A 16,736-nucleotide genomic window follows, 5' to 3' on the forward strand; every position below is an offset into this window, starting at 1 on the left:
GACCTCGGCTGTAAACGCACAAGGTCAGGTTGACCTGTGAATCACGGTTGGGCGCTAACCGCGCGTTCAAGGATCCGGGGCATTCGACTCTGGACCAGAAGCACAAAGAATTAAAAAACGATAGGAGCGAAACAATGAACAAGTCCACCTTGGCCCTGGCTATGGCCGTAGGGGTTTTGGCGCAGCAGGCAGGCGCCGCCGGTTTCATCGAAGACAGCAAGGCTACACTGGGGCTGCGTAACTTCTATATCAACTCGGATAACCGCAACGGTACTGCCGATCCAAGCCGCAACGAAGAATGGGGCCAAGGCTTCGATCTGCGTTTCATCTCCGGTTACACTCAGGGCACTGTCGGCTTCGGTATTGATGCGATTGGGCTGCTGGGCGTGCGTCTGGATTCGGGTGGCGGTACCAATGGCGCCACCGCAGCCACTGCGACCAACTACGGTTCCTATGGCGGCACGGTTTTCCCAAGCAAATCCAATGGCGAAGCCGTTGATAACTTCTCCAGCCTGGGTCTGACGGCCAAAGCCAAGATCTCCCAGACTGAACTGAAGCTCGGCACCCTGCAGCCGAAAAACCCGGTGATCGTGACCAACGACGGTCGTCTGCTGCCACAAACCTGGCAGGGTGGCCAGATCACTTCCGGCGAGATCAAGGACCTGACGCTTGTCGGAGGTCAGATCGAAGCAGTGAAAGGTCGTAACTCGAGCAACAACGAGCAACTGTCGATCGGTGGCGCTAACGGCCGTACCGCAAATGGTCGCGACAGCAACAAGTTCATCTACGCCGGTGGTGACTACAAAATCACCAAAGACCTGACTGCCCAGTACTACTACGGCAACTTGGAAGACTTCTACAAGCAACACTTCCTGGGTCTGGTTCACAACTGGGCAATCGGCCCGGGCGTACTGAAGTCCGATTTGCGTTACTTCAACAGCTCCGATGACGGTGCTAACGGTCACGATCCGCTGTATTACAGCTCCGGCAACTATCAGGGTTTCACTGCCGGTCGCGGTAAAGTCGACAACAACCTGTACAGCGGCTTGTTCCTGTACTCCGTTGCCGGTCACACCTTCGGTGGCGGCTATCAGGTCAGCAACGGCAGCAGCGACTTCCCTTGGCTGAACCAGGGCGACGGTTCGTCGAACTACACCATCACCGACATGCAGATCCAGAAGTTCGGCCGTGCTGGCGAGCGTACCTGGCAAGCTCGCTACTCGTATGACTTCGCCAAAGTCGGCCTGCCTGGCCTGACCGCCGGTTTGGTTTACCTGCGTGGTGACAATGTAGACACCGTCCGCAACGGCACCACGCCAGCGGGCAACGGTCGCTCTGAATGGGAACGCGATCTGACTGTCGGCTACGTCGTACCGGAAGGCCCGCTGAAAAACGTGGGCTTCATGTGGAAAAACGCTTCGTGGCGAACCGACATCCCGGGTCAACGCGACCAGGACGAAAACCGCCTGATCCTCAGCTACTCGATCCCGCTGTTGTAATAGCGCTCGCGTAACTGAAGTAAAAAAAGCCCCGCCCGGCATCACGCCGGGCGGGGCTTTTGCGTTTTCAAGGCGGGGTCACCCCCGTAATCCCGCCTCGAAATTTCCCCTCTTTTGCAGCAACTCAAGGCCTTCTCGAACCTTGTGAGCGATAGTCGTCCCGATGGTTGTCGAGGTCCAGTGAACAGATTTTTAATATTCACTTTAGATCTAAATAAATCGATATTTATTCTTTTTAACAGATAAAAAATACAGGCACAGTTGAGCTCAACAAGCACTCACCAGGAGCAGCACCATGAGCCTCAGACTTGGCGATATCGCCCCCGACTTTGAACAGGATTCCAGCGCCGGCCCCCTCCGTTTCCACGAATGGCTGGGCGATAGCTGGGGCGTGCTGTTTTCCCATCCGGCGGACTTCACGCCGGTGTGCACCACTGAACTGGGCTTTACCGCCAAGCTCAAGGATGAATTCGCCCAGCGCGGAGTCAAGGCCATTGCCTTGTCCGTGGACCCGGTGGACTCGCACCACAAGTGGATCGAGGACATCAACGAAACCCAGAACACGATCGTCAATTTCCCGATTCTGGCCGACGCCGATCGCAAGGTTTCGGACCTCTATGACCTGATCCACCCCAATGCCAATGACACCTTGACCGTGCGTTCGCTGTTCGTGATCGACCCGAACAAAAAGGTACGGCTGACCATCACCTACCCGGCGAGCACTGGCCGTAACTTCCATGAAATCCTGCGGGTGATCGACTCGCTGCAACTCACCGACAACTACAAAGTGGCCACCCCGGCCAACTGGCAGGACGGTGAAGACGTGGTGATCGTGCCGTCGCTCAAGGACGAAGAAGAAATCAAGAAACGTTTTCCCAAGGGTTATCGCGCAGTGAAGCCGTACCTGCGCCTGACGCCACAACCTAATCGTTAAAATCAAAAGATCGCAGCCTTCGGCAGCTCCTACGGGTGTACGTCGATCCATGTAGGAGCTGCCGCAGGCTGCGATCTTTTCGACGTATCCATAAAGCAGGGGATTTCAGGCCGTTTCGATGGCCTGTTTTTTTTGCCTGGAGGAAGTGACTTCATATAGCTCTAAAATGCATAACCAAATGAATAAATATGATTTATGGATATATAAATCACCTGTTAAGGTCTCTCCACCAAAGCGAGATCGCAAACCGCGAATCGCCAACACCGTTCAAGGAATCGTCTGAATGCTGGTCGTCTCACTCGGTGGCAGTCCCAGCCAACGCTCCCGTTCCGGGGTGCTGCTGGAGCACTCCCAACGCTGGTTGCAAGATCAAGGTGTGGAAGTGGTGAGTTATCAGATACGGGACTTCCCGGCTGAAGACCTGCTGCACGCACGCTTCGACAGCCCGAAGGTGATTGACCTGCTGCAACAGATTGAAAACGCCGATGGCCTGCTGATCGCCACGCCGGTCTACAAGGCGTCGTTCTCCGGCGCGCTGAAGACCGTGCTGGACTTGCTGCCCGAACGCGCCCTGGCCCACAAGGTGGTGTTGCCAATGGCAACCGGCGGCAGCATCGCCCACATGCTCGCGGTGGATTACGCGCTCAAGCCGGTGCTGTCAGCGTTGAAGGCCCAGGAAATGCTCCACGGGATTTTCGCCGTAGACAGCCAGATCGCTTACGGCGAAGGCAGCGCCCAGGCGCAGTTGGCACCCGAGCTGGAACAACGATTGAGTGAATCGCTGGAACTGTTTTTCAGCGCCATGGCCCGACGGCCCAGGCCGATCGATCCGAACCTGTTGAACGAACGTTTGTTGAGTGCTCGCTGGAGCATTTAAGCCAGCACTTAAGCCACACCTGAATTTGAAGTACTCACCTTACTCAGCCGCCAACGGCCAAGCAGGTGCAGCCAAAACCCAACTGCAAAAAGGAGAGCGCTATGCGCACTGTCATTTTGCGTCGTGGTCTGGTCGCTCTGTTTGCTGCGGCTGTGTCCTTCGGCGCCATTACTCAAGCCCAAGCCGAAACCCTTCGGATCGGTTATCAAAAGTACGGCACTTTGGTGCTGCTCAAAGCCAAAGGCACACTCGAAAAACGCCTCGCCGCCCAAGGTGTGGACGTTCAATGGACTGAATTCCCCGGCGGCCCGCAACTGCTTGAAGGCCTGAACGTCGGCTCCATCGACTTCGGCGTGACTGGCGAAACCCCACCGGTATTCGCTCAAGCAGCCGGCGCCGATCTGCTTTACGTCGCCTACGAGCCGCCAGCGCCGCATAGCGAAGCGATCCTGGTGCCGAAGGACTCGCCGATCAAATCGGTGAAGGAGCTCAAGGGCAAGAAAGTCGTGCTCAACAAAGGCTCCAACGTGCACTACCTGCTGGTTCGTGCGCTGGAAGACGCTGGCCTCAAATACACCGACATCCAGACCGTATTCCTGCCGCCTGCCGATGCCCGCGCTGCGTTCGAGCGTGGCAGTGTCGATGCCTGGGTGATCTGGGATCCGTACCAGGCTGCCGCCGAACAGCAACTGCAAGCGCGCACCCTGCGCGATGGCCAGGGCATCGTCGACAACCATCAGTTCTATTTGGCAACCAAACCCTATGCACAGAAAAATCCCGAGGTGATCAAGACCCTCGTGGAAGAAGTGCGTGCAGTCGGCGAATGGTCCAAAGCCAATCCTGAAGACGTGACCAAACAGGTTTCGCCACTGCTCGGCCTGCCGGCGGACATCACCCTGACTTCGGTGAAACGCCAGGGCTACGGCGCGCTGTTCCTGACCCCTGACGTGGTCGCTGCGCAGCAGAAAATCGCCGACAGCTTCTATCAGCTCAAGCTGATTCCGAAACAGCTGAGCATCAAAGACGTGATCTGGACGCCACCGGCAGCCGTTGCCAAAGCGCAGTAATTCGATTCCCTAAGGAGACCACTCCATGAGCCTCAATATCTTCTGGTTCCTGCCTACCCACGGTGACGGCCATTACCTTGGCACCGCCGAAGGCGCTCGCGCCGTCGACCATGGTTACCTGCAGCAAATCGCACAAGCGGCGGATCGCCTGGGTTTCGGCGGGGTGCTTATTCCTACCGGTCGCTCTTGCGAAGACTCGTGGCTGGTGGCGGCGTCGCTGATCCCCGTGACCCAGCGGTTGAAGTTTCTTGTCGCCCTGCGCCCCGGGATCATTTCCCCGACGGTGGCAGCGCGTCAGGCGGCAACGCTGGATCGGTTGTCCGGCGGTCGTGCGCTGTTCAACCTGGTGACCGGTGGTGATCCGGAAGAATTGGCCGGTGACGGTTTGTTCCTGACTCACGAAGAACGCTATCAAGCCTCGGTGGAATTCACCCGCATCTGGCGCCGCGTGCTGGAAGGCGAAACCGTTGATTACGACGGTCAGCACATCAGCGTGAAGGGCGCCAAACTGCTCTATCCACCGATTCAGCAACCGCGTCCGCCGCTGTACTTCGGCGGCTCTTCGGAGGCGGCGCAGGATCTGGCCGCTGAACAAGTGGAAATGGTCCTGACCTGGGGCGAACCCCCTGCAGCCGTTGCCGAGAAGATTGAACAAGTGCGCGCCAAAGCCGCGAAGCTCGGTCGCACCGTGCGCTTCGGCATTCGTTTGCACGTGATCGTTCGCGAAACCAATGCCGAGGCCTGGCAAGCGGCGGATCGACTGATCTCTCACCTCGACGACGACACCATCGCTCGTGCCCAGGCTTCTCTGGCGCGCTTCGATTCCGTCGGCCAGCAACGCATGGCGGCATTGCACGGCGGCAGTCGCGACAACCTGGAAGTCAGCCCCAACCTGTGGGCCGGTGTTGGCCTGGTGCGCGGCGGTGCCGGTACGGCGTTGGTCGGTGACGGTCCGACGGTGGCTGCCCGCGTGAAGGAATACGCGGACCTGGGCATCGATACGTTCATCTTCTCCGGTTATCCACATCTGGAAGAGTCGTACCGCGTTGCCGAGTTGTTGTTCCCGCACCTGGACATCGAGCGTCCGCCGCTGCCGCAAGGCGCCAATTACGTCAGCCCTTTTGGTGAGATGGTTGCCAACGACATTCTACCCAAAGCCGCGTCCCAGAGCTGAGGCGCGCCATGAAGAGAATTATCCACAACCTGGCGCCCTGGGCGTTGCCGGTTTTGCTGGTGGTGGTGTGGCAGTTGTCGGTGTCGGCGGGCTGGTTGTCGACGCGGATTCTGCCGGCACCCATCGCCGTCATCGAAGCCGGCGTGAGCCTGGTGCGCAGTGGCGAAATCTGGACTCACCTGGCGATCAGCGGCTGGCGTGCAGCACTGGGTTTCACCATCGGCGGCGGTATCGGCCTGACCCTGGGCTTCATCACCGGCCTGTCGAAGTGGGGCGAACGCCTGCTCGACAGTTCGGTGCAGATGATCCGTAACGTGCCGCACCTGGCGCTTATCCCGCTGGTGATTTTGTGGTTCGGCATCGATGAGTCGGCGAAGATTTTTCTGGTGGCATTGGGCACGTTGTTCCCGATCTACCTCAACACGTACCACGGCATTCGCAACGTCGACCCGGCGCTGGTAGAGATGGCCCGCAGTTATGGCTTGTCCGGTTTCAGCCTGTTCCGTCAGGTGATTCTGCCGGGTGCGCTGCCTTCGATTCTGGTGGGTGTGCGCTTCGCACTGGGCTTTATGTGGCTGACGTTGATCGTCGCTGAAACGATCTCGGCCAGTTCCGGCATCGGCTACCTGGCGATGAATGCCCGGGAGTTTTTGCAGACCGACGTGGTGGTGCTGGCGATCCTGATGTACGCAGTGCTCGGCAAACTCGCCGACCTCGCGGCCCGTGGACTTGAACGTGTGTGGCTGCGCTGGCACCCGGCCTATCAGGTTGCCAAAGGAGGTGCCGCATGACCGCTCAACAACCTCCACGCCTGCTACGCGGTATTCCGCTGGTGGTGCGCAAGCTGCAAAAAACCTTTGGTTCGCGGCAGGTCCTGCGTGAAGTCGATCTGCACATTCCCGCGGGCCAGTTCGTTGCGGTGGTCGGACGCAGCGGGTGCGGCAAAAGTACATTGCTGCGACTGCTCGCCGGTCTCGACAAACCCACGGGCGGTGAATTGCTCGCCGGTGCCGCGCCGCTGAGCGAGGCACGGGAAGACACCCGGCTGATGTTTCAGGAAGCGCGTCTGCTGCCCTGGAAAAAGGTCATCGACAACGTCGGCCTCGGGCTCAAGGGCAACTGGCGTGCGCAAGCGCTGGAAGCGTTGGAATCGGTTGGCCTGGCGGATCGCGCCAACGAGTGGCCAGCGGCCTTGTCCGGTGGGCAGAAGCAACGCGTGGCCCTGGCCCGCGCGCTGATCCACCAACCGCGCTTGTTGTTGCTGGACGAACCGCTGGGCGCACTGGACGCACTGACCCGAATTGAAATGCAGCAACTGATCGAGCGGCTCTGGCAGAAGCACGGTTTTACTGTGTTGCTGGTAACCCACGACGTCAGCGAAGCGGTGGCGATTGCCGATCGGGTAATCCTGATCGAGGAGGGCGAAGTCGGCCTGGACCTGCACGTGGAACTGCCGCGCCCTCGGGTTCGTGGCTCCCATCGGCTGGCGGCGCTGGAGACCGAAGTCCTCAACCGCGTGCTGTCGCTCCCCGGCGAGCCGCCGGAACCGGAACCTGTTTCACCATTGCCTACGCAATTGCGTTGGGCTCAATAACTCAAACCTCCAACGACGGGAATCAACATCATGACTATCAAAGCCATCAACGTTCGCAACCAGTTCAAAGGCTCGATCAAGGAAATCGTGCTGGGTGACGTGCTGTCGGAAATCGACGTACAGACCGCTTCCGGCATCGTGACGTCGGTGATCACCACTCGCTCGGTGAAAGAGCTGGAACTGGTGGTTGGCAGCGAAGTGATCGCGTTTGTGAAATCCACCGAGGTGTCGATCGCCAAGTTGTAAGCGCGTGCACTGCACCCAACCCCGAAGGGTTTGAACCCTTCGGGGTTTTTTATGCGTGTGAATAAATGAGTTCGGCGGCGCGGCCATCGCGAGCAGGCTCGCTCCCACATTGATCGTGTGATCGACATAGATCAAATGTGGGAGCGAGCCTGCTCGCGATGAGGCCCGAGAAGCCTACAAAGAAATCAGATTGGAATAACTCGTTTGTGCAAATACGGCGGTAGATACAGGCCCAGATAGGCATCAAACACCCGCATCCCTTCTTCCGCCATGCGCGGGGTGATCTGCCCGTGTTGTTGCACCGAGCGCGCATAGACGCGATCGCCAAGCTCCATGGCCAGCGCAAACACATCGACGTCGGTTGGCAGCTTCGGCAGTTCGAAGTGGTGGTCGAAGAGCTTGTGCATCAGGTCGCCCAGTTCGATGTCGTGCTGACGATCGGCCTGGGTGACTTCGGTCAGGCCGTGTTGGGCAAGGATCAGCTGCCGGGCGGCGGCATCTTCGCCGTAGATGTCGAGCATGCGTTGCTCCACCAGGCGCGACAGGTCGCGCCAACCGCTGAGAGCGTCGTGGTCGATGGGCGCTTGCAGGCAGGCGCGGAACGCGGCGTGGACGTCGGCCGTCAGGGCTTCCAGCAGCGCCGGGACGCTGGCGAAGAAGTGGTAGACGGAGGAGGGCGGAATCTCGGCGCGTTCGGCGACGCTGTAGATCGACAGGCTGGCCACACCCTCAGCCGCCAGCAGCGTGCGGGCGGCATCGAGTATCGAATCGATCCGGGCCTGGCTGCGGGCGCGGGGTTTGCGAATAGGGGCGGGGCGCGTCATTGGAGTCTCCTGCAAGGGCCGCGGGCATTGTACGAGGCGCCTTGCACATTGTCTGTACGGAGACTGCGGCCCAAGTTGCCTGTCTGGGCCGTTTAACCGCCGACTTGTATGCTACGACCATTCAAGGGTTGAATCGGGCGTGCGTTCATCGGGTACAACGCCTGGAAAGCCTGTAGTTGTGCTGGGGATAGTTGCACCACTGTGGAAAGCACATGCCAGCGCACGCCTTCGGCACACGGTGGAGTTGTCAGAGATCCCGTGTAGGAGTAGTAGCTACGGGTTGTAGGCAAAAGATCGGCAACGTTTAACGTATCCAGGGTCGCTACGCCGCCCGCTTCCTTGGGCATGGCTGCCAGGATCGGCTCCAGCACCGGGTTGTGTGCACCCTCTTCAAACAGCAGTGCAACCACCGCGAGTTCGCCCCCCGTGTTGCGGTGAACCAGATGTGCGTTTAGAGGGTAGGTACGACCCTTTATTTTTTCTTCGCCAGGCGTATGGAAGTGCATTTGCACGAACGTGTAGTCGCCAGAGGCCAGGGTGATACTGCCAGCGTCTGCTGCCGATACCTGGACGGTATGACCATTGTTCAGGACTGCAACGGTGCTCGGCTGATATGTGAAAGCCAGTGGCGTAAGTTCAACCTTGAGCGCGTCGCGAATATCGATTGGCGACTGCGCTTTGCCGGACGAGCAGAGTTCATATTCGCTGTTCAATTCGCTCCAGTTTTCCGGGCCGGTGGGCGCGTTATAGCTCCAGGCAGCGGGTTGTCCTGTAGTTGCCCAAGCTGTTGCGCACAAACCGGAAATGATCATGGTAATGGCTGCGCCAAGTAGTTGTTTTTTCATGGTCGTCGCTCTCAACACTCTGGTAGGAATACCGGACAAATCCCGGCATTCCTGAGTGTGTGTTTGCGGCTTTGTTATCTATGTAGGTTGCATCTGCCGTTTCCGTAAGATCGTTCCTAGTCGGTGGTAGGGGGCTCGCAACAAATGGCGAGTACAAAAAAAACGCCGCAAGCGGTAAGGCCAGCGGCGTTTCATTTGCTGCAACCGCTTACACGGTATGCAGGTACCAGTTGTACTCGAGGTCGGAGATGGAGTGTTCGAACTCCTCCAGCTCGCTCTCTTTACAGGCAACGAAGATATCGATGTATTTCGGATCGATGTACTTGGCCATGACTTCGCTGTCGTCCAGCTCGCGCAATGCATCGCGCAGGTTGTTTGGCAGGCTTTGCTCGTTCTGCTCGTAGGAGTTGCCTTCCACGGGCGCGCCCGGCTCGATCTTGTTGGTCAGACCGTGATGCACGCCTGCCAGGACCGAAGCCATCAGCAGATACGGGTTGGCATCGGCGCCGGCAACGCGGTGTTCCAGACGGACCGCGTCGGCGGAACCGGTCGGCACACGCACCGCAACAGTCCGGTTGTCCAGACCCCAGCACGGGGCGTTCGGCACGTAGAACTGTGCGCCGAAACGACGGTAGGAGTTGACGTTCGGGCAGAGGAAAGCCATCTGCGCCGGTAGGGTCTCGAGCACACCGCCGATCGCGTGACGCAGTGCGGCGTTCTGCTCGGGATCCTCGCTGGCAAAAATGTTTTTGCCATCTTTATCAAGAATCGAGATGTGGACGTGCAGACCGTTGCCCGCCTGGCCCGGATACGGCTTGGCCATGAAGGTGGTGTCCATCTCATGGTCGTAGGCGATGTTCTTGATCAGGCGCTTGAGCAGGACCGCGTAGTCGCAGGCCTTGATCGGGTCGGCCACGTGGTGCAGGTTCACTTCGAACTGCGCCGGGGCACTTTCCTTGACGATCGCGTCGGCCGGGATGCCTTGCTCTTTCGCACCTTCCAGAATGTCCTGGAGGCAGTCGACGTATTCGTCGAGGTCGTCGATCAGGTAGACCTGTGTCGAGTGCGGGCGTTTGCCGGAGATCGGCGAGCGCGGTGGTTGCGGGCGACCGTTCACGTTCTCCTGGTCGATCAGGTAGAACTCCAGTTCGAACGCGGCGCAGATGGTCAGGCCCATCTCGTCGAATTTGGTAACAACTTGACGCAGCACTTCACGGGGATCCGCGAAGAAAGGTTCACCTTCGAGTTCGTGCATGGTCATTAACAGCTGCGCGGTAGGGCGCTTCTGCCAAGGCTCGTTGCACAGGGTGTCAGGGATTGGATAGCAGATTCGGTCAGCATCGCCGATGTCCAGGCCCAGGCCGGTGCTTTCCACCGTCGAGCCATTGATATCCAGAGCAAATAGAGAGGCCGGCAGGTTGATGCCTTTCTCGTAAACCTTGTGGAGGCTGGTGCGTTCAATGCGCTTGCCGCGCACCACACCATTCATATCCGCAATCAGAAGGTCAACGTACAGAACCTCAGGATGTTCCTTAAGGAACGCGTTCGCTTCGTTAAGCTGAACGGCACGCGGGGGTACCGACATGATGCAACACCTTTGTTGTTAAAAATATCAATCATTGATCTCTTCGGATTCCAGTCAACCCGAACGGCATGCCGAAGTCAAGCGAGGCCTTTTTTGCCCTAAAAAAGCGCCTGTGGGGCTTTTTTGAGGCACTTTGGGGCGTTTTTATGCCTTTGAGCGCTTTGCCGCCCGCGGGCTTGAGCGGGCCGTGTTGTATTTTTTACGGGGGTGTTGTGTAAAAAAATGAACAAGGCTAAGCTCGATTCAAACCCATAACAGCAATAATACCGGGGTGCTTCATGTCTCGCCTGCCGTTAATCGGCGTCACCGCCTGCTCAACGCAGATCGGTCTGTATGCTAATCACATCAGTGGCGATCCGTACGTTCACGCTGAGGCTTGCGTTGCCAACGGCGTGCCGTCGACTCTTCCTTCCCGACTGGCACCGTCCGATATTCTGGACGGTCTGGACGACATTCTCTTTACCGGCTCTCATCTCAATATAGAACCGTTTCACTATGGCAGCCCGGCCAATGCGTCGGGCCCTGCTCATGATTCTGCACGCACAACTACTCTGTTGTTGACCCACGCCATTGCCCGGGCGGGTATTTGTGCGCGGCAATTGCAGTGGCAATCTGTACCAAGCGACGCCGATGCGTCAAACAACGCCTGACTTATAAGAGTCAGGAAACTCAGCCTAAGAGGCATTTATGAGTAACAACCTCGACCAGCTCACCGATTGGTTGAAAGACCACAAGATCACAGAAGTCGAATGCATGATCGCCGACTTGACCGGGATCACCCGGGGCAAGATTTCGCCGACCAACAAGTTCATTGCCGAAAAAGGCATGCGCCTGCCCGAGAGCGTTCTGTTGCAGACCGTGACCGGCGACTATGTCGAAGACGACATCTATTACGAACTGCTCGACCCGGCCGACATCGACATGATCTGCCGCCCCGACCAGAACGCGGTGTTCCTTGTGCCCTGGGCCATCGAGCCTACCGCGCAGGTGATCCACGACACCTACGACAAGCAAGGCAACCCGATCGAGCTATCGCCGCGCAACGTGCTCAAGAAGGTTCTGAAACTCTATTCCGACAAGGGCTGGCAGCCCATCGTGGCGCCGGAAATGGAGTTCTACCTGACCAAGCGCAGCGACGATCCGGATTACCCGCTGCAACCGCCAATCGGGCGCTCCGGTCGTCCTGAAATCGGTCGCCAGTCGTTCTCCATTGAAGCGGCGAACGAATTCGATCCGCTGTTCGAAGACGTCTACGACTGGTGTGAATTGCAGGAGCTGGACCTCGACACGCTGATCCACGAGGACGGCACGGCACAGATGGAAATCAACTTCCGTCATGGCGATGCCCTGTCCCTGGCCGACCAGATCCTGGTGTTCAAGCGCACTATGCGCGAAGCCGCGCTCAAGCACGACGTGGCGGCAACCTTCATGGCCAAGCCCATGACCGGCGAGCCGGGCAGCGCCATGCACTTGCACCAGAGCATCATTGACATCGAAACCGGCAAGAACGTCTTCTCCAATGATGACGGGACCATGAGCCAACTGTTCCTGCACCACATCGGTGGTTTGCAGAAACTGATCCCCGAGCTGTTGCCGCTGTTCGCGCCGAACGTGAACTCGTTCCGCCGCTTCCTGCCGGACACCTCGGCACCGGTGAACGTGGAGTGGGGCGAGGAGAACCGCACCGTGGGCCTGCGGGTTCCGGATGCCGGGCCGCAAAACCGTCGGGTGGAAAACCGCCTGCCGGGCGCCGACGCCAACCCGTACCTGGCGATTGCAGCGAGCCTGCTCTGCGGTTACATCGGCATGGTCGAAGGCCTGAACCCGAGTGCGCCGGTGGTGGGTCGTGGCTATGAGCGCCGCAACCTGCGCCTGCCACTGACCATCGAAGACGCGCTGGAACGCATGGAAAACAGCGCGACCATCGAGAAATACCTGGGCAAAAAATTCATCACTGGCTACGTCGCGGTCAAGCGGGCCGAGCATGAAAACTTCAAGCGCGTGATCAGTTCGTGGGAGCGGGAATTCCTGCTCTTCGCCGTCTGATACGCCGGGCGCGACTGCACTTGGTCGCGCCCTTCACCGAAATCTTAGGAGAATTCGCATGACCAGCAACAACCCGCAAACCCGTGAATGGCAAGCCCTGAGCAGCGATCACCACCTGGCCCCTTTTAGCGACTTCAAGCAGTTGAAAGAGAAAGGCCCGCGGATCATCACCAACGCCAAGGGCGTGTACCTGTGGGACAGCGAAGGCAACAAGATCCTCGACGGCATGGCCGGCCTGTGGTGTGTAGCGATCGGCTACGGTCGCGATGAACTGGCCGATGCCGCCAGCAAACAAATGCGCGAACTGCCTTACTACAACCTGTTCTTCCAGACGGCTCACCCGCCGGTGCTTGAGTTGGCCAAGGCCATCGCCGACATCGCGCCGGAAGGCATGAACCACGTGTTCTTCACCGGGTCCGGCTCCGAAGGCAACGACACCATGCTGCGTATGGTTCGTCACTACTGGGCGATCAAGGGGCAGCCGAAGAAGAAAGTCATCATCAGCCGCAAGAACGGTTATCACGGTTCCACCGTGGCCGGCGCGAGCCTGGGTGGCATGACGTACATGCACGAACAAGGCGACTTGCCGATCCCGGGCATCGTCCACATCGCCCAGCCTTACTGGTTCGGTGAAGGCGGTGACATGACGCCGGAAGAGTTCGGTATCTGGGCGGCCAATCAGCTGGAAGAGAAGATTCTGGAAGTCGGCGTCGACAACGTCGGTGCCTTTATTGCCGAGCCGATCCAGGGTGCCGGTGGCGTGATCATTCCGCCAGACACCTACTGGCCGCGCATCAAGGAAATCCTCGCCAAGTACGACATCTTGTTCGTGGCTGACGAAGTGATCTGTGGTTTCGGCCGTACCGGTGAGTGGTTCGGTACCGATTTCTACGGCCTCAAGCCCGACATGATGACCATCGCCAAAGGCCTGACCTCCGGCTACATCCCTATGGGTGGCCTGATCGTGCGTGACGAAGTGGTGGCGGTGCTCAACGAAGGTGGTGATTTCAACCACGGTTTCACCTACTCCGGGCACCCGGTGGCCGCTGCGGTGGCGCTGGAAAACATCCGCATCCTGCGCGAAGAAAAAATTATCGAGCGCGTTCATGCAGAAACGGCACCCTATTTGCAAAAGCGTCTGCGGGAACTGAACGATCACCCGTTGGTGGGGGAAGTGCGTGGGGTGGGTCTGTTGGGGGCCATCGAACTGGTTCAGGACAAGGCCACGCGCAAACGTTACGAAGGCAAGGGCGTCGGCATGATCTGCCGCACCTTCTGCTTCGAAAACGGCCTGATCATGCGCGCCGTAGGCGACACCATGATCATTGCTCCGCCACTGGTGATTACACCGGCTGAAATCGATGAGTTGGTAACAAAGGCACGCAAGTGTCTGGACCTGACTCTGAGTGCGTTGCGGGGCTAAGTGCTAGGCTCTGAGCGGGGTGTGTAGTTTGCATTTCGCTCAGCGCAAACAAAGGATGGGTCTTTCCTTGAAAGCCTGCCTTGGATCTTGCCAGACTACCGGTTGTTCGGAGTGCCCGGGAAAGGCCGCTGAGCACGTGGTTAAAAAGAAAAATTGGAGCATTACCCATGAAGGCATTAGGTATGAAGATAGCTGGCAAGACCCTCCTCGCCATGTCCCTGATGGGCGTGATGGCGGGCGCAGTTCAGGCGGATGACAAGGTTCTTCACGTGTACAACTGGTCCGATTACATCGCACCGGATACCGTCAAGAAGTTCGAAGCCGAGTCGGGGATCAAAGTCGTCTACGACGTATTCGACAGCAACGAAACCCTGGAAGCCAAGTTGTTGGCAGGCAAGTCTGGCTACGACATCGTCGTGCCATCGAACAACTTCCTGGCCAAGCAGATCAAGGCTGGCGTTTACCAGAAGCTCGACAAGTCCAAGCTGCCTAACTGGAAGAACCTGAACCCTGACCTGCTTAAAGCAGTATCGGTAAGTGACCCGGGCAACGAACACGCCTTCCCTTACATGTGGGGTTCGATCGGTATCGGCTTCAACGCCGAGAAGGTCAAGGCTGCACTGGGTGCCGACGCGCCAACCAATTCCTGGGACCTGCTGTTCAAACCTGAAAACGCCGCCAAGTTGAAGTCGTGCGGTATCAGTTTCCTGGATTCGCCAACTGAGATGATTCCGGTGGCGTTGCACTACCTGGGCTATCCAACCGACAGCCAGGATAAAAAACAATTGGCCGAAGCCGAAGCATTGTTCCTGAAGATTCGTCCTTCGGTGGGCTACTTCCACTCGTCCAAGTACATCTCTGACCTGGCCAACGGCAACATCTGCGTAGCCGTCGGTTACTCGGGTGACATCTACCAGGCCAAGTCCCGCGCAGCTGAAGCCGGTGACAAGGTGAAAGTCAGCTACAACATTCCGAAAGAAGGTGCCGGCACCTTCTACGACATGGTCGCCATCCCTAAAGATGCCGAAAACGTCGAAGGCGCCTACAAGTTCATGACCTTCCTGCAGAAGCCGGAAATCATGGCTGAAATCACCAACGCCGTGCGCTTCCCGAACGGTAACGCGGCCGCCACCGCATTGGTCGAAAAAGAAATCACCGACGATCCAGGCATCTACCCGCCAGCGGACGTGCTGGCCAAGCTGTACGCGATTGCCGACTTGCCGGCCGCGACCCAGCGGATCCTGACTCGCAGCTGGACCAAGATCAAATCCGGTAAGTAAGCCGGTTTGAGGCAACAACCTGTTGTCGTCGCCTGCGCGGTGACGGCAACAGGAATAATTAAATGACAGAAAGTTTTGCTGGAACGGTTTTTCGAGGGTAAGTTGCGCGCCGGTTTTGTTGCCAGGCAGCCATGGCTGTCATGTCACGCGGGGCAACTTGGGCCCAACTAATTTTAGAGGACCTCCACGTGCCTATTTTTTCTTTATTGCGCAATGCACTGCTGGTCGGTGCCGGACTGACGCTCGCCGTCAGTGTTCAGGCGGCCGGCACCGTGCATATTTATAACTGGTCGGACTACATTGGCTCGACCACCCTGGCAGACTTCCAGAAAGCGTCTGGTATCAAGCCGATTTATGACGTGTTCGACTCCAACGAAACCCTGGAAGGCAAGTTGCTGGCCGGGCGTACCGGTTATGACGTGGTCGTGCCGTCCAACCACTTTCTCGGCAAGCAGATCAAGGCCGGTGCTTTCCAGAAACTCGACAAGAAGCAACTGACCAACTATTCCAATCTCGACCCGGTGCTGCTCAAGCGCCTGGAACAGAACGATCCGGGTAACCAGTACGCCGTGCCGTATCTGTGGGGCACCAACGGCATCGGTTACAACGTCGACAAGGTCAAGGCTGTATTGGGCCTCGACAAGATTGATTCCTGGGATGTGGTGTTCGAGCCGGAGAACATCAAGAAGCTTCACAGTTGCGGCGTAGCGTTCCTCGATTCTGCCGATGAAATGATGCCCACCGTGCTCAATTACATGGGCCTCAATGCCAACAGCACCAACCCCGAAGACTACAAAAAGGCCGAAGCCAAGTTGCTGGCGGTGCGGCCTTACGTGACCTATTTCCACTCTTCCAAATACATCGCGGACCTGGCCAACGGCGACATCTGCGTCGCGATTGGCTTTTCCGGCGACATGTTCCAGGCCAAGGCCCGCGCGGCTGAAGCCGGCAAAGGGATGAACATCGCCTACTCGATTCCGAAAGAAGGTGGCGCGCTCTGGTTCGACATGCTGGCAATCCCCAAGGATGCGGCCAACGTCAAGGAAGCCCACGCCTTCATCAACTATTTGCTGAAACCTGAGGTGATCGCCCAGGTCAGTGATTACGTCGGCTACGCCAACCCTAACCCCGGGTCGGACAAACTGATGGAACAGTCCATTCGTACCGACGAGTCGGTTTATCCACCGCAAGCAGTCCTCGACAAGACGTACGTGTCCATCGAGTTACCACCAAACATTCAACGTTTGATGACCCGCAGCTGGACCAAGGTCAAGTCGGGTAAATAGCGACAAGGCTCAAACTATCCAAGGTTCGCTCGCCTCGGGCGAACTGCAAATTTTGT

15 protein-coding genes and 1 pseudogene are annotated in these 16,736 nt (G+C 58.1%); 13 read left to right on the plus strand and 3 right to left on the minus strand.

All coding sequences use genetic code 11. The features are described 5' to 3' along the window. The first annotated feature begins 134 nt into the window (after positions 1-134). From ACYZUD_RS25310 to ACYZUD_RS25345, 8 genes are all read left to right on the plus strand, one after another. The gene (locus ACYZUD_RS25310; RefSeq protein ID WP_462020657.1) at positions 135-1,499 is read left to right on the plus strand and encodes an OprD family porin; all 1,365 of its coding nucleotides are present in this window, start codon (positions 135-137) and stop codon (positions 1,497-1,499) included. A 295-nt stretch (positions 1,500-1,794) separates the two neighbouring features. Further along, on the plus strand, positions 1,795-2,433 hold the full coding sequence (locus tag ACYZUD_RS25315) for a peroxiredoxin (protein WP_462020658.1): 639 nt from the start codon (positions 1,795-1,797) through the stop codon (positions 2,431-2,433). 283 nt (positions 2,434-2,716) lie between these two features. After that, a complete protein-coding gene (gene ssuE / locus ACYZUD_RS25320; protein ID WP_462020659.1) occupies positions 2,717-3,310 on the plus strand; it encodes an NADPH-dependent FMN reductase in 594 nt (197 codons plus the stop codon). A 101-nt stretch (positions 3,311-3,411) separates the two neighbouring features. Further along, positions 3,412-4,377 carry a sulfonate ABC transporter substrate-binding protein gene (locus ACYZUD_RS25325; RefSeq protein ID WP_462020660.1) on the plus strand — a complete coding sequence of 322 codons (966 nt, stop codon included), beginning with the start codon at positions 3,412-3,414 and terminating at the stop codon, positions 4,375-4,377. A gap of 25 nt (positions 4,378-4,402) precedes the next feature. Beyond that, positions 4,403-5,551 carry an FMNH2-dependent alkanesulfonate monooxygenase gene (gene ssuD / locus ACYZUD_RS25330; RefSeq protein ID WP_462020661.1) on the plus strand — a complete coding sequence of 383 codons (1,149 nt, stop codon included), beginning with the start codon at positions 4,403-4,405 and terminating at the stop codon, positions 5,549-5,551. 8 nt (positions 5,552-5,559) lie between these two features. Then, positions 5,560-6,342, plus strand: coding sequence for an aliphatic sulfonate ABC transporter permease SsuC (gene ssuC / locus ACYZUD_RS25335; protein WP_462020662.1), 783 nt, complete (start codon positions 5,560-5,562; stop codon positions 6,340-6,342). Beyond that, the gene (gene ssuB / locus ACYZUD_RS25340) at positions 6,339-7,145 is read left to right on the plus strand and encodes an aliphatic sulfonates ABC transporter ATP-binding protein (RefSeq protein ID WP_462020663.1); all 807 of its coding nucleotides are present in this window, start codon (positions 6,339-6,341) and stop codon (positions 7,143-7,145) included. Before ssuC ends, ssuB begins: the two co-directional genes overlap by 4 nt. 30 nt (positions 7,146-7,175) lie before the next feature. Further along, positions 7,176-7,391, plus strand: a complete 216-nt coding sequence (locus ACYZUD_RS25345) for a TOBE domain-containing protein (protein WP_003229256.1) — start codon at positions 7,176-7,178, stop codon at positions 7,389-7,391. Between the two features lie 185 nt (positions 7,392-7,576). Here ACYZUD_RS25345 and ACYZUD_RS25350 read toward each other — a convergent pair whose 3' ends face one another. The 3 genes from ACYZUD_RS25350 to ACYZUD_RS25360 all read right to left on the minus strand — a co-directional run bounded on the left by ACYZUD_RS25350 (position 7,577) and on the right by ACYZUD_RS25360 (position 10,645). After that, complete coding sequence (locus ACYZUD_RS25350; RefSeq protein WP_462020664.1) at positions 7,577-8,215, minus strand: TetR/AcrR family transcriptional regulator; 639 nt, start codon at positions 8,213-8,215, stop codon at positions 7,577-7,579. A gap of 92 nt (positions 8,216-8,307) precedes the next feature. Then, positions 8,308-9,060: a carbonic anhydrase gene (locus ACYZUD_RS25355; protein ID WP_462020665.1), complete on the minus strand. Its 753-nt coding sequence runs from the start codon at positions 9,058-9,060 to the stop codon at positions 8,308-8,310. A gap of 208 nt (positions 9,061-9,268) precedes the next feature. Continuing rightward, positions 9,269-10,645 carry a glutamine synthetase family protein gene (locus tag ACYZUD_RS25360; RefSeq protein WP_458508777.1) on the minus strand — a complete coding sequence of 459 codons (1,377 nt, stop codon included), beginning with the start codon at positions 10,643-10,645 and terminating at the stop codon, positions 9,269-9,271. A gap of 278 nt (positions 10,646-10,923) precedes the next feature. On the opposite strand from ACYZUD_RS25360, the pseudogene ACYZUD_RS25365 reads away from it, so the two are divergent. From ACYZUD_RS25365 to ACYZUD_RS25385, 5 genes and pseudogenes are all read left to right on the plus strand, one after another. Beyond that, positions 10,924-11,232 (plus strand): annotated as a pseudogene (locus ACYZUD_RS25365) (gamma-glutamyl-gamma-aminobutyrate hydrolase family protein); the annotation flags it as partial. Positions 11,233-11,332: 100 nt separating this feature from the next. Continuing rightward, on the plus strand, positions 11,333-12,691 hold the full coding sequence (locus ACYZUD_RS25370) for a glutamine synthetase family protein (protein ID WP_462020666.1): 1,359 nt from the start codon (positions 11,333-11,335) through the stop codon (positions 12,689-12,691). 58 nt (positions 12,692-12,749) lie between these two features. Next, positions 12,750-14,114, plus strand: coding sequence for an aspartate aminotransferase family protein (locus tag ACYZUD_RS25375; protein WP_462020667.1), 1,365 nt, complete (start codon positions 12,750-12,752; stop codon positions 14,112-14,114). A 182-nt stretch (positions 14,115-14,296) separates the two neighbouring features. Beyond that, positions 14,297-15,394 carry a polyamine ABC transporter substrate-binding protein gene (locus ACYZUD_RS25380; RefSeq protein WP_462025113.1) on the plus strand — a complete coding sequence of 366 codons (1,098 nt, stop codon included), beginning with the start codon at positions 14,297-14,299 and terminating at the stop codon, positions 15,392-15,394. A gap of 188 nt (positions 15,395-15,582) precedes the next feature. Beyond that, entirely contained in the window at positions 15,583-16,680 is a 1,098-nt protein-coding gene (locus ACYZUD_RS25385; RefSeq protein WP_462020668.1) for a polyamine ABC transporter substrate-binding protein, read from the plus strand. Positions 16,681-16,736 lie beyond the last annotated feature (56 nt).

Source organism: Pseudomonas sp. XS1P51 (assembly GCF_054897845.1).

Excerpts from the sequence above, each read along its gene's own strand:
- ssuC (WP_462020662.1), top strand. The coding sequence starts at position 5,560 with ATGAAGAGAATTATCCACAACCTGGCGCCCTGGGCGTTGCCGGTTTTG.
- ACYZUD_RS25360 (WP_458508777.1), bottom strand. The coding sequence starts at position 10,645 with ATGTCGGTACCCCCGCGTGCCGTTCAGCTTAACGAAGCGAACGCGTTC.
- ACYZUD_RS25325 (WP_462020660.1), top strand. The coding sequence starts at position 3,412 with ATGCGCACTGTCATTTTGCGTCGTGGTCTGGTCGCTCTGTTTGCTGCG.
- ACYZUD_RS25380 (WP_462025113.1), top strand. The coding sequence starts at position 14,297 with ATGAAGATAGCTGGCAAGACCCTCCTCGCCATGTCCCTGATGGGCGTG.
- ssuD (WP_462020661.1), top strand. The coding sequence starts at position 4,403 with ATGAGCCTCAATATCTTCTGGTTCCTGCCTACCCACGGTGACGGCCAT.
- ACYZUD_RS25315 (WP_462020658.1), top strand. The coding sequence starts at position 1,795 with ATGAGCCTCAGACTTGGCGATATCGCCCCCGACTTTGAACAGGATTCC.
- ACYZUD_RS25375 (WP_462020667.1), top strand. The coding sequence starts at position 12,750 with ATGACCAGCAACAACCCGCAAACCCGTGAATGGCAAGCCCTGAGCAGC.
- ssuE (WP_462020659.1), top strand. The coding sequence starts at position 2,717 with ATGCTGGTCGTCTCACTCGGTGGCAGTCCCAGCCAACGCTCCCGTTCC.
- ACYZUD_RS25370 (WP_462020666.1), top strand. The coding sequence starts at position 11,333 with ATGAGTAACAACCTCGACCAGCTCACCGATTGGTTGAAAGACCACAAG.
- ACYZUD_RS25350 (WP_462020664.1), bottom strand. The coding sequence starts at position 8,215 with ATGACGCGCCCCGCCCCTATTCGCAAACCCCGCGCCCGCAGCCAGGCC.
- ssuB (WP_462020663.1), top strand. The coding sequence starts at position 6,339 with ATGACCGCTCAACAACCTCCACGCCTGCTACGCGGTATTCCGCTGGTG.
- ACYZUD_RS25345 (WP_003229256.1), top strand. The coding sequence starts at position 7,176 with ATGACTATCAAAGCCATCAACGTTCGCAACCAGTTCAAAGGCTCGATC.
- ACYZUD_RS25355 (WP_462020665.1), bottom strand. The coding sequence starts at position 9,060 with ATGAAAAAACAACTACTTGGCGCAGCCATTACCATGATCATTTCCGGT.
- ACYZUD_RS25310 (WP_462020657.1), top strand. The coding sequence starts at position 135 with ATGAACAAGTCCACCTTGGCCCTGGCTATGGCCGTAGGGGTTTTGGCG.